The organism is Psychrobacter sp. 72-O-c (genome assembly GCF_904846605.1).
GTDB lineage: Bacteria > Pseudomonadota > Gammaproteobacteria > Pseudomonadales > Moraxellaceae > Psychrobacter.
This window is the reverse complement of the sequence record NZ_CAJHBI010000036.1, coordinates 1-12389: the sequence shown is the minus strand read 5'-3', so window position 1 is coordinate 12389 and position 12389 is coordinate 1. Positions and strand designations below refer to the sequence as shown.

Genomic DNA, 12389 nt, shown 5'->3' with positions numbered 1-12389 from the left:
GAACACCCTGTTTGATTATAGGCGGTTATCCTAGGCTCATTCGCCGATAAACAAAAGTGTTCTTGAGATTTGATTTGACAAGAATATCTAGAAGTCATCATAGCCGCCATAATAAAACTGTGGTTCAGTGCTTTGGATCAAAGAGGCATCAGTTTAATAGATTTAGAACCACTAAGTACAATTAAGTTGCTATTTAGTCGTTATTAATCTTTATGGCTACATTTTTATCACCATCAAGAGGGATAAAAGACAGCTAAAGACTATGCCAAGATTATTTTAAATACCCTTGTATCAAGTTTCTTTTTTTAATGTTTTTGCTTCAAAGAACAAGTTAAGCCTCTTCACGGTCTTTAATACTTTTTTGCCATGTAGCTGAACGTTTGGTACGGTCAGCGACCTGTCCAACCAATTGACCGCAGGCAGCATCAATGTCATCACCGCGAGTTTGGCGAATGGTACAGACAAATCCCGCTTCACTAAGAATATTACTAAAGGCATGAAGACGGTTATTGCTTGACTTATCATACCCTGAATGCGGAAAAGGGTTAAACGGAATAAGGTTAATCTTACTGGGTAAACCGTCTAATAGCGTTACCAACTGATGAGCATGCTCATCATGATCATTAATGCCGTCAAGCATGACATATTCAATGGTCACGTGTTTTTTGTGGCGTGGATTGACATCGTGAACGTAGTTTTTCGCGGCAGCGATCAGCTCTGCTAGAGGATATTTTTTATTAATCGGTACTAGCTCGTTACGCAGCTCATCATTGGGCGCATGCAAAGATATGGCTAGCGCCACATCAATATCTTGTGCCAGCTTATACATTTTAGGCACCACACCAGACGTTGACAAAGTTACGCGGCGCTTGGATAGACCATACGCGTGATCACTTAGCATCAGCTCCATCGAGCTGACTACTGGACGATAATTGAGTAGCGGTTCGCCCATACCCATCATCACCACATTGGTCACGTTATTTTCCCATAAGCTGTGGTCAACGCCGTCCAAACTGTCCTGATCATCGGTCATATACGAGGCATTCGCGACCCATAATTGCCCAAGAATTTCAGCTGCGCTCAAATCGCGCTCAAATCCCTGTTTGCCAGTACTGCAAAAGCTACAATCTAGTGCGCAACCCACTTGCGATGAAACACATAAGGTTTTACGACCGTTTATCTTGCTGTCATCAGCCGGAATTAAAACGGTCTCAACCAACGAGCCGCCAGTGACTTCAAACACCCATTTACGCGTGCCATCATCACTATATTGACGATGAATCACTTTTGGCGGAGTCACACAAGCATTGGCTGACAGCTTATCCCGCAGACCTTTGCTTAGATTGGTCATCTGTTCAAAGTCAGTGACCCCTTGCTGATAAATCCACTTAATCACTTGGGTAGCACGAAACGGTTTTTCGCCGATACTTTTGAAGTAATCAGCAAGTTGCGCCTGCGTCATACCTAATAGATTGGTTTTTGCGTGCGCCTCATCCAATAGCTTGATGCTATTGTTGCGTTTGGCTGGGGTATGCGCTTGTACTGGCTGAGTGGGTGTTTGATCAGTTGTTGACATAATAGGTGGCCTGTGGCGTAAAACTTGTTAGCATAGAATAAAATAGGCAATGTAGTGAGTGGTGCATGAGCAATCCGTTATCAGCGCAAATTTTGTAACTTATAATTAGTGTTTATAAGTCTTATAAACAGTCTCATAAAGACCATTCTGAACAGAAAATACTTAATAAGACAATATGCTGATAAGGGATTGATAACGCTGATTAATTGATAAAAAATATACTATTTACTTATCATGAAGGGCATTAAGGTAAATTTCAATAAAAAACAAACTTATTTGTAAGATTAATAATGGTTGAAACGGCCTATACCCTATTGAGTATAAGCCGTTTTGCGACACTATTAATCTACAATCATTCATAGCAATTTCTGTTAATGCTTATAGATTAACAGTGATTGCTAATTATAACTATCGCTACTAATAGCTATTAACGCGTACGAGCACAAACTTCGTCATCATTGAAGAAGTAGCTGATTTCACGCTGAGCTGATTCGGCTGAATCTGAACCATGAACCGCATTTTCATCGATGCTACTAGCAAAGTCAGCACGGATGGTGCCTTTATCAGCGTCTTTTGGGTTAGTAGCGCCCATGATTTCGCGATGCTTAGCGATAGCGTTTTCGCCTTCTAGTACTGATACCAAGACTGGACCTGAGGTCATAAAAGATTTTAGATCGTTGTAGAATGGACGCTCAGAGTGCTCAGCATAAAAACCGCCTGCTTTTTCGTCGTCTAGTTGTTGCATTTTAGCGGCAACAATTTTTAGACCGGCTTGTTCAAAACGATCGTAGATAGCGCCGATATGATTGCCAGCGACAGCGTCAGGTTTGATGATAGATAGCGTGCGTTCGATAGCCATGAAAAGCTCCTAATAAATGATAAGTTAGATAAAAAATGAAATAATATAGTCAGTTCAAAATAAAAGAGAGTCGTTTGTAGCAACGTGCCACTGGTATAAATTTTTCTGGCGTGCTGTTCGCAAGCGTGACAGAGGCTGCAAAAAATTCATTCCAGTAGCCAATTTGCATTGTGTCGTTTTTAAATTGAATCGACTATAAATAATTTATATGCTCTTTGATCAGCACGCTAATTTGACGGACTTATGCATCCCAATGTGGACACATAGCGGTCAGCGTGTGATTGCTGCCTATTATAATGATTGATACTATAAATGATAGGGGCAATTTATAATCATAGCTTACTTAAACGTAAACTTAGCGTTCATTAATTATTAACATTGTTTTCCTCTATTCCCATAAAGCCTACTAAAAGCTTACCTATAAAATGTGGCGCAAACAAAAACCCCAGCACAATGTACTGAGGTTTTACTTTGTCATCAAACAATCACAGTCTAATAGTGACTGCTTATGTTACTTACACGTCATAAGGATCGCGTAAAACTATAGTTTCTTCGCGGTCAGGGCCGGTAGAGATGATATCGACAGGACAGTCAATTAATGCTTCAATACGTTTGATATATATTTTTGCGTTTTCAGGCAAGTCGTCATAGTTAGTAACACCAACTGTTGATTCGCTCCAGCCTTGCAACGTCTCGTACTTAGGCGTTACTGACTCATAGAATTCCGCATCATGCGCGCCTGCAAATTCAGTCTCTGGTAGATCGTAGCCGACACCGATTAACAGCTCTTCTAAACCGTCTAGGACATCAAGCTTGGTTAAGCAAATACCTGATAATGAGTTTAGTACGACTGCACGACGTAAGGCTTCAGCATCGAACCAACCACAGCGACGCGCACGTCCAGTAGTGGCACCAAATTCATGGCCAACTTTAGCCAAATGCGCTCCCACATCGTCGAACAATTCTGTTGGGAACGGACCGCTACCCACACGAGTAGTATAGGCTTTAGTAATGCCCAAGACATAATCTAGATATAGTGGACCAATACCAGTACCAGTTGATACACCACCAGCAGTCACGCTTGAGCTAGTTACAAACGGATAAGTACCGTGATCGATATCAAGTAACGTTCCTTGTGCCCCTTCAAACATTAGGTTTTTGCCAGCAAGGCGTAATTGATTAAGCTCTTCAGTTACATCAGTAACCATGCCTTTGATTTCTTCTTTCCACTCTTTACACAGCTGATAAGTATGGTCAAAATCGATGGCATCGACTTTATAGTACTGAGTCAACTGAAAGTTATGATATTCAATAAGGTTGCGTAATTTTTCTTCTAAGTCATCACGGAACAAATCCGCAAGTTTAATAGCACGGCGTGCCACTTTATCTTCATACGCAGGACCAATACCGCGACCGGTAGTACCAATTTTACCCGTGCCACGCTTGGCTTCACGCGCTTGATCAAGTGCCACGTGATACGGCATGATGAGTGGACAGTTTGGTGAAATTCGCAAACGCTCACGAACCGGCACGTTATTGTCTTCTAGCTCTTTCATCTCTTTAAGCAGCGCATCAGGGGCAAGTACTACTCCGTTACCGATAAAGCAAGTGACGCCTTCACGTAGAATACCTGAGGGTATCAAATGTAGAACGGTGGTTTTGCCGTCGACAACCAGTGTATGCCCAGCATTGTGACCGCCTTGAAAACGAGCGACCGCTGAGGCTTTTTCAGTGAGCAAATCGACGATTTTACCTTTACCTTCATCGCCCCACTGGCTACCTAAAACTACGACATTCTTACCCATGATTAATCCTTACAATAATGTATTGAGGTGTGTACCATCTGACCACTATAAAACGACTACATCGTCAACCTTGTTTGCCATACCTATTTTAATAGTCTAGATATAGCCTGCCCTTGGTTTCTTTATACTCGTATTATTTTGGCTTGGTTATATAATAACAATTTAAAAAACTAAGCTGAAAATAAGCCAATAAGTAGTAATACTGCTTTTTAACTAATATGTATTTGAGCTATTTATTTATGATGAATTTAGGCTAGACGGTTTGTAACTGCCACTGATTATCAATAAGGTTTAAACGATGCGTGACACCTGCTGGGCAATCATCAGCATCTAGTGGCATAGTCACGCGATACCCTTGCTGGCGTAAACTATCAACCTGCAGCCATAATGCCTGCATCTGTGTACTGTCTGCATTATCCACAGCACTCTTGATAGCCGCATAATCAACGACTACAACCGTCGGTTGATCAAGTTGAATATGGGCCAGCAAGCGACTGACATCCATACTAAAACCTGTCGCCGCACGTGACTGTTTGCTATCGCTCTGCAATCCATCAAAGCGTCCACCACGTACTAGTGGCTGGGTCTCATTGTTAATATAGCCATTGAACACAATGCCGGTGTGGTAGTGATAGCCCGACAGTTCCGTAACATCGATACTCACCTGACACTGCCATTGGTCTTGTAAGTGTGCTTTTAAACGTTGTAACTCATTGACAGCCTCAGCAATATGCGTATCTTGCTGCGCAGTGTCTGACAGCTTGGTTAATAGCTGCGTCATATCATGGCCAAAGCGTGCTAAGACATAAAAGTCCTCACCCATCGGCAAGGCTTGACTGACACGCTTTAGTTCTGGCAAATTTTTGTTGGCATATAAGTGCATCAGTTGCTCAGTGTCATTCTCAGACAGCTGGGCTAATACGGCTAAGCGTTTGAATATCGCTACATGACCTAAGTCCACATGTAGTGCAGCACTCATATTCAGGCTATCTATCATCGCAAATAGCACATCTATCAGCTCAATATCTGCGTCAAGCGCGGCGCAACCGAATATCTCAGCGCCTAATTGCAACGGCGTACGCGACCCAAATAAGCCTGATGGCAAAGTATGAATGACATCGCCAGCATAACAATAACGGGCAATACCTGCGCCCCCATGATGCGCATCAATGCGTAAAATTTGTGGCGTGATATCCGCGCGTATCCCCATCAAACGACCCGTGAGCTGATCGATAATCTTAAAAGTTTGCCGCTTTAGATCTTCTGAGGCATCACTTAATAACGACTCGGTATATTCAATCATTGGCGGACAAACCAACTGATAGCCATAGGTGATAAGCTGCTGAGTGAGCTTATGCCGTAGCACTTCTTGCTTTTGAGCATCGTCAAACAATACATCGACCACGCCATCAGGCAGCAACCAGCTATTGGCAACTTCGGCAGCAAAACTGCTCAGATAGGGAAGACGATTGGGTACAACGCTGTTATCAGAAGGCCTACTAGTCATAGCAGCAGCTTGGTTGGTAGAGCTTGACAGGGCGGGATTAGCAGAATCAGAACTGGCAGACACAATAATTCCTTGTTTGGCGTACCGCTTACCAAAAAATGCGGCATTATAAGGTTATGTTTATTATCAAATTAATAAGGGGCACTTTGTAAAAAAGCACTTTGTACTTTTAGCGCGCAATATCGTTGACCCAATTATTATAAACAAACTAGGTAACACCAAAGGGGTGAGTAATGGCTATTAATATATAGGACTAAACTAGGATGATAAAACGACTACCTTGATGCCATAAATAATCAAGGCACTTTACGCTTAAGTTTAGCATAGCCACCAAGTTTCGCCTAGTCACAATTAGCCCTAATCTTTAGGTAATATATGCTTAGTCGTTGGGGAGATTAATAGTCAGAAACATCAGTAGTTAGCAACATTGATCTATTATTCATAGTTTACATTTTATGGCAATTCTATATAGGCTTATAGATGCTGATGCTAGCACCATTTGAGTGACAACAATCTACTAGACTCATGTTACACTAGCGCATATTTTTATCACCCTTATTTTCATCTTTCTCAAAAACTATTCCCCTCGGAGGCCTTATGTCATCTGACTACCATCCCAATCCAGCTATCAATCAAACCAATGTGTTGGGCACTGCCCTCGCCAGCTGCTGCTTTGATCCTATCACCGGCTATTATCGTAACGGCTTCTGTCATACAGGCAATCATGATGTCGGTCAGCATACCGTCTGTGCCAAGATGACCAGTGAGTTTTTAAACTTTTCATCAAGTCGCGGTAATGACCTTACTACCCCACTACCTGAATATAACTTTGCCGGCTTAAAGCCTGGCGACTATTGGTGCATCTGCGCCCTGCGTTGGGTTGAAGCACTAGACTTCGATATTGCGCCACAATTAAAACTGGAAGGCTGTCACGAAAGCTTATTAGCTCTAGTCGATATTGAGACTCTAAAACGCTATGCCATATAAATCCTAGTTAAACCTCTAGGGATAAACCTGAGCTAGAATAGTCTTAGACGCTCACTAGTAATCAATAGTAGGTAATTTAGTAACAAAGTTTAGCAACCAAGATCTTATTACCTATTTTTTATTGCTAATTGTTGTGACTGGTTTTTGATAATTGTACTGAATTCCTATAATCATACTAAGCTTTCATAATCGTAATAAAGGAGGGGGTATGAATCACGATGACGACCAGTTGGTCAAAATCACAACTCGTATTACACCTGACTCTAATATCAACCGTATTTACTCAGATATGGCCGATTATGACAGTTATATTTATGGTGATGCAGATGCGACGCCAGAAGGTACGATTGAGACCATGACGGTCTATGACCCAGACTCTGAGCGCTATGAAGATATTGATTCTTCCAGCGCTGATGAAGTCGTCAACTGCTATGCCTATTCACGTAAAACGGGCGAGCAGCTCGATCAAGTGGCGCTGAGCGGCGTCAGTAAGGCGCTGACTAATAGTGGTCAGTTTATCTGGCTTGGGCTATATGATCCCAGCCTACAAACTATCGCGAAGGTACAAAATGCGTTCGACTTACATGAGCTAGCAATTGAAGATGCGTTCGCTGATCATCAACGTGCTAAAGTGGAAAACTATGATAACAATACGATATTTGTGGTGTTACGTACCGCAAAACTCGAAAACAACGTTATCCGCTATGGTACGACGGCGATATTTATGGGCAAGAACTATCTGATTACCATTCGTAATGGTCCTTCAAATTCTTACGCACCGGTACGCGAACATTGTCACCGTCGCCCTGAAAAGCTGCGAATGGGGCCTATTTTTGTCTTGCACGCTACTCTTGACTTTATAGTCGATAATTATATGCCTATCACCGATCGCTTAGGCAGCTATTTACGTGAGCAAGAGCGCCATATTTTTACCTATGAATTTAATAAAAGCACCCTCAAAAATCTGTACGAGTTAAAATCACAACTGGTACATATGCGAGCGGTTATTTTGCCTGTCCAAGATATCTGTAGTTTTTTTATCAATCATAAAAAAAGTGATTTGGTTTCTCCGTTTTCTCAAGCAGCCAAGCCCTATTTCCGTGACGTTAACGACCATCTATTGCACTCTTTAGATGCGATTAATGGCCTCAATGAGATGCTCAGTGTGGTGATGAACACTTACTTGGCTATGGTAACTATGGGACAAAACGAGGTAGTACGTAAGCTTGCTGCCTGGGCAGGTATCTTAGCCGTACCGACAGCGATAGCGGGTATTTATGGTATGAACTTTGACTTTATGCCTGAGCTGCACTGGAAGTTCTCGTATCTTATTATTATGCTATTTATCGGCTCATTATGTAGTTATCTATACTATAACTTTAAAAGACTGGGCTGGTTATAAGTGTCTATTAATTAATATAGGGTTCAACTAACAACCAAACAGCGCATAATTTCAACACAAAAAAAGAGCTACCATCGTTAGCTCTTTTTTTGTGCATTTTTGGTAGTGCCACTTTCTTATTTTGTCACATTACAAGCTTCAATCATCACTCACGACGATGTTTCGTACTATTATCAGGTGCCTCAGCGTTATCAGGAAGAAGCGATTTGATACGGTATTCTGCATGCTGACTGTCTAGATTGTCTTCTGGACGACCAAACGTTCTTGCGGTCCAAGTGAGCACCACAATAGAGGCGCTCAGTGCCATAATAGCCACAGAAATCGTTGCCAGCAACCACAGATGAAAGTAGTCTGATACCGCCTGCACATCAACCACCAAATGTCGTGACAAGGCCGTTATGGCAATAAATATCAAAAACTGTACCGGCAGACGATGGGTTTTAAAATAAATACCAATCATTGCTAGCAGCTCAAGATAAATGAATAACATCAAAATATCTTTTAAGTCCGCTGAGCCTTTTTGCACAATCACGATAAACTCTTTGCCTGCCGTCCAGACCACCACCACACTGATTAAAAATAAAATGATGTAATGGCATATATCGACAAACTCTCTGCCGATGCACTGTAACCACTCATGAATACTTACGTTTTTTTTAGCCATTTTAGAACCTATCAACTTAGACGTGGTCGATTTAGCCTGAGGCTGTGTAGTTTCAGGATCCTGCTTTTTATTTAAAGGCAATTGCGGCTCAGATGATTGACTCATTAGTCGATCATACTGACATCGAGACCAGCTGATTTTTCAGCGGCAGTGACCGTTTGACGGATAAGGGTGTTAATGGTCATTGGCCCCACCCCGCCTGGTACTGGAGTGTAGGCGCTGGCAATCTCTGCTACACCCTTCATTTCAATATCGCCTACACCGCCGTTATCAGTCGGATGGAAGCCCGCATCGATGACGATAGCCCCCGCTTTAATCCAGTCGGCTTTAATCAGCTCAGGCACGCCTACTGCACCAACAATAATATCAGCGCGTTTAACATGAGCAGCCAAATCTTGGGTTTTTGAATGGCAAATGGTCACGGTACAGTTTGAGTTCAATAGCATCATCGCCATCGGCTTACCTAAGATGGGGCTACGGCCTACCACTACCGCCTCTTTACCCGCAAGCTCGATATTATAATGACGCAATAGATGCATAATGCCCTGTGGGGTACATGATCCAAAGGCGGACTCTTGCATGCTCATACGCCCAAAACCCAAGCAGGTCACACCATCAACGTCTTTTGCCAGATCAATCTGCTCAAAACAAGCACGCTCATCAACGTGATCAGGTACCGGATGCTGAAGCAAGATACCGTGAACATCAGGATTATCATTAAGCTCGTTTATCTTAGCAATAAGCTGTTCTGTGGTCGTACTATGCGACATTTCTACCTTAATAGAATTCATGCCAACCCGCTTACAGGCATTACCTTTCATCCGGACATAAGTCGCAGAGGCTGGATCCTCACCGACCAGTATCGTCGCTAAGATCGGTGTACGTCCCGTTTTGTCCTTGATAGCGTCTACGCGCGTGCTTAGTTGCTTTTCTATTTGTGTAGCAAGTGCTTTGCCGTCCAAAACGGTAGCGGACCCTTGGGCAGTTGACGACTCTTTAGCAGTGGACATAATGACTCCAATAGAGGATGCGATAAAAAAATAAAGACAGCGCGCGCAAATACTTTGCATGCCTGTCTTATCCTTAAGAGCGTTTAATTAAGCCTAGTATTGTACCTGCCTAAGCGCAAAAATCCTAGCACGTGCTAAAACTTGACTGCTCCCTACAATGTATTAAAGCTTGTCTTCTTACAGATGAAATTAAAAAGCAGCACGGAATTATAGGAGTTTGACTAGTTTAAACTATCTAACAACTGAAACGGTAAAGTAACCACATCAAAGGCCAACGCAAACGGTAGTAAAACTAGCTTTTGCGCACCATTTGTCCCACTACGAGAGACTTCATTCTGCTGTGATTGATTATAAAAAGTCACCGTATACGGTTTGGTTAGCGCACTATACTTAGATTGCACTAAGTTAAAATTACTAACCTGCGGATAAATGGCCCCTTTAATAGGTACTTCAAAACAAAAACGCTGGGCTCCGATACGTTGATCACTGGCTGAGGTACAGTCTTGGCCAGAATTTTGTAAGAAAAACTGATAATCTGAGCGCTTAAACTCGTCCTTTAATTTGGCATAGGACATTTTCATTTGTCCCTGAAAATAGCCATCATTGTTAGGGACATAAAACGCCATGTCATTATCAACTTGGATATTTTTTGGCGTCAGCTTGGTCAGCAAATTCACCATTTCTGTACCGCCTTGGGTCAGGACATAACTGTTCTTTTCACCAACGATGGCCATCGTTGCATTAGGCATCTTGGCTAATGGCTGAGCAGGACGACCAAAGGCCACAATTCGATCTTCAGACAAGACAGTCTTAACTGTCTTACTACTGACTCGATTATCGCTTTCTAATAACGAGCCAGTAGCACAGCCTGAGCTGGCCAATACAGCTGCAAGGGCTGTCCCCATGACAACTGACTTTATAATTAATCTTGTTGATGACGAATCAGGATTGCCAAAGGGTTTATTAGTATATAGGGTCATGATAAGACTTCCTTGTCTGCTATATTTTAAAAGCTATTTTTTATCTTAGTGTTGGAACTACTAATGCTGAAAATTTAATGTTAAACAATTGCCAGGTATTTTCTGCTATCGTACATTATTAAGCCATGATATATCCACTCATAATTTAAGCTAATAATCATCGAGCGCATTTTTAGCTGAACATTTTTTGGCATTAGAATGGTCACCATTTGGTCACCGAGCACTTGGCCACTGATTTTTAAAAGGTAGACTGTCTTCGCATAAACTTATATCGGATGTGATAAGAGAGAGAGAATAAGCTACTTCTAATGGGGTAGTAGATAAAAATAGCAAACCTATATAAAAAAAGAGTTTGCATAGAAATTCAGACAGAAAAAAACCCCAAACAAAGTTATGTTTGAGGCGAAACTTGCTTAAACCCAAAGGTTTAAATTCGTTTTAGCTTTTTATAAAATATGGCGCAGCGGACGGGACTCGAACCCGCGACCCCCGGCGTGACAGGCCGGTATTCTAACCAACTGAACTACCGCTGCTTAGGTCGTTTTTAGCGTCTTGCCCTTATAAATAGGACCACTTCGCTAAATGAGTGGTGGGTGATGACGGATTCGAACCGCCGACATTCTGCGTGTAAGGCAGACGCTCTACCAACTGAGCTAATCACCCTTGAGAAACGTATAAAAAAAGCATCGCTTTTTTAGTTTCGCAAGAGAAAATTCCTTGAAGGGAATTTTCTGAAAGTATCACTATCTAAAGGTGTCACGCCCTAGAATCACAAAAACTTCCAACAACGTAGAACTAATTAAAGCCCCTTGCTGTGGGTGTGTATTATATACATTTACATTGGCCTGTCAAATATTTTTTGACCTTTTGTGCCATATTCTTTACATTATCAATTACTATACTGGCAAGCAGTTGTTTTAACTGACTTTATGTTTTTATCATCAATATTCAATATTTACTGATTGTTCGCTGATGCCAGTGCTTGCTCAATATCACCTGTCATTGCTTCAGGTTTAGTGGTTGATGCATAACGATCTAGCACCTGACCTTCGTTACCGACTAAAAACTTGCTGAAATTCCATTTAATACCGTCTGTTAAGACACCGCCTTTTTGCTCCTTTAACCAATTAAAAATAGGGTGAGCGTCACTACCATTAACATCGATCTTAGCCATCATCGGAAAGCTTACGCCATAGTTCTTTTGGCAAAACGCGCCAATCTCGTCGTTACTACCGGGATCTTGACCACCGAATTGATTACAAGGAAAACCAATGACTACTAAACCTTGATCTTTATACTTCTCATGTAACGCTTCTAACCCTTCAAACTGCGGGGTAAAGCCACATTTGCTAGCCGTATTGACTATTAGCAGTACTTTGCCTTGATAATCAGCAAAATCTTGCGATGTGCCGTCCATACGCTCAGCAGTAAAATCGTAAATGCTACTCATAACTTATCCCTAGTTTATTATCTGGTGGTGTATCAAAAAGTATGCTGAGTAAATAAAGGAGGGGTGCCAGCCAAAGCAAAGATGCTATATTTGAGGTTATGAAGACACAAATAGAGATTAATTGCCCCGACTGCCACAGTCCTAGTCTT

The 12389-nt window shown here is 42.0% G+C and carries 10 protein-coding genes and 2 tRNA genes; 2 read left to right on the top strand and 10 right to left on the bottom strand.

Translation table 11 applies throughout. From position 1 onward, the window contains the following. Positions 1 to 331: 331 nt before the first annotated feature. The 4 genes from rlmN to JMX97_RS11630 all read right to left on the bottom strand — a co-directional run bounded on the left by rlmN (position 332) and on the right by JMX97_RS11630 (position 5810). Positions 332 to 1576 (bottom strand): 23S rRNA (adenine(2503)-C(2))-methyltransferase RlmN, encoded by a 1245-nt coding sequence (gene rlmN / locus JMX97_RS11645; RefSeq protein WP_227671582.1) that lies wholly within the window; start codon positions 1574 to 1576, stop codon positions 332 to 334. A gap of 427 nt (positions 1577 to 2003) precedes the next feature. Next, on the bottom strand, positions 2004 to 2435 hold the full coding sequence (gene ndk, locus JMX97_RS11640) for a nucleoside-diphosphate kinase (RefSeq protein WP_201558310.1): 432 nt from the start codon (positions 2433 to 2435) through the stop codon (positions 2004 to 2006). Positions 2436 to 2950: 515 nt separating this feature from the next. Further along, positions 2951 to 4240, bottom strand: coding sequence for an adenylosuccinate synthase (locus JMX97_RS11635; RefSeq protein ID WP_201558309.1), 1290 nt, complete (start codon positions 4238 to 4240; stop codon positions 2951 to 2953). A gap of 253 nt (positions 4241 to 4493) precedes the next feature. Then, positions 4494 to 5810 (bottom strand): ATP phosphoribosyltransferase regulatory subunit, encoded by a 1317-nt coding sequence (locus JMX97_RS11630; protein WP_201558308.1) that lies wholly within the window; start codon positions 5808 to 5810, stop codon positions 4494 to 4496. A gap of 534 nt (positions 5811 to 6344) precedes the next feature. Between JMX97_RS11630 and JMX97_RS11625 the strand changes: the two genes are divergently transcribed. Further along, complete coding sequence (locus JMX97_RS11625) at positions 6345 to 6734, top strand: DUF2237 family protein (RefSeq protein ID WP_201558306.1); 390 nt, start codon at positions 6345 to 6347, stop codon at positions 6732 to 6734. A gap of 208 nt (positions 6735 to 6942) precedes the next feature. Continuing rightward, positions 6943 to 8136: a magnesium/cobalt transporter CorA gene (gene corA, locus JMX97_RS11620; protein ID WP_201558304.1), complete on the top strand. Its 1194-nt coding sequence runs from the start codon at positions 6943 to 6945 to the stop codon at positions 8134 to 8136. 145 nt (positions 8137 to 8281) lie between these two features. Here corA and JMX97_RS11615 read toward each other — a convergent pair whose 3' ends face one another. The 6 genes from JMX97_RS11615 to JMX97_RS11590 form a co-directional block, all read right to left on the bottom strand. Next, on the bottom strand, positions 8282 to 8905 hold the full coding sequence (locus JMX97_RS11615) for a phosphate-starvation-inducible protein PsiE (protein WP_227671583.1): 624 nt from the start codon (positions 8903 to 8905) through the stop codon (positions 8282 to 8284). Continuing rightward, positions 8905 to 9810: a bifunctional methylenetetrahydrofolate dehydrogenase/methenyltetrahydrofolate cyclohydrolase FolD gene (folD, locus tag JMX97_RS11610; protein ID WP_201558302.1), complete on the bottom strand. Its 906-nt coding sequence runs from the start codon at positions 9808 to 9810 to the stop codon at positions 8905 to 8907. Before folD ends, JMX97_RS11615 begins: the two co-directional genes overlap by 1 nt. A 221-nt stretch (positions 9811 to 10031) precedes the next feature. Beyond that, on the bottom strand, positions 10032 to 10790 hold the full coding sequence (locus JMX97_RS11605; protein WP_227671584.1) for a hypothetical protein: 759 nt from the start codon (positions 10788 to 10790) through the stop codon (positions 10032 to 10034). Positions 10791 to 11246: 456 nt separating this feature from the next. Continuing rightward, positions 11247 to 11323 (bottom strand) — tRNA-Asp (locus JMX97_RS11600). Positions 11324 to 11377: 54 nt separating this feature from the next. Further along, positions 11378 to 11453, bottom strand: a tRNA-Val gene (locus JMX97_RS11595). 292 nt (positions 11454 to 11745) lie between these two features. Beyond that, positions 11746 to 12240, bottom strand: a complete 495-nt coding sequence (locus JMX97_RS11590) for a glutathione peroxidase (RefSeq protein WP_201558301.1) — start codon at positions 12238 to 12240, stop codon at positions 11746 to 11748. Positions 12241 to 12389: the final 149 nt, after the last annotated feature.

Excerpts from the sequence above, each read along its gene's own strand:
- rlmN (WP_227671582.1), bottom strand. The coding sequence starts at position 1,576 with ATGTCAACAACTGATCAAACACCCACTCAGCCAGTACAAGCGCATACC.
- ndk (WP_201558310.1), bottom strand. The coding sequence starts at position 2,435 with ATGGCTATCGAACGCACGCTATCTATCATCAAACCTGACGCTGTCGCT.
- JMX97_RS11635 (WP_201558309.1), bottom strand. The coding sequence starts at position 4,240 with ATGGGTAAGAATGTCGTAGTTTTAGGTAGCCAGTGGGGCGATGAAGGT.
- JMX97_RS11625 (WP_201558306.1), top strand. The coding sequence starts at position 6,345 with ATGTCATCTGACTACCATCCCAATCCAGCTATCAATCAAACCAATGTG.
- corA (WP_201558304.1), top strand. The coding sequence starts at position 6,943 with ATGAATCACGATGACGACCAGTTGGTCAAAATCACAACTCGTATTACA.
- JMX97_RS11615 (WP_227671583.1), bottom strand. The coding sequence starts at position 8,905 with ATGAGTCAATCATCTGAGCCGCAATTGCCTTTAAATAAAAAGCAGGAT.
- folD (WP_201558302.1), bottom strand. The coding sequence starts at position 9,810 with ATGTCCACTGCTAAAGAGTCGTCAACTGCCCAAGGGTCCGCTACCGTT.
- JMX97_RS11605 (WP_227671584.1), bottom strand. The coding sequence starts at position 10,790 with ATGACCCTATATACTAATAAACCCTTTGGCAATCCTGATTCGTCATCA.
- JMX97_RS11590 (WP_201558301.1), bottom strand. The coding sequence starts at position 12,240 with ATGAGTAGCATTTACGATTTTACTGCTGAGCGTATGGACGGCACATCG.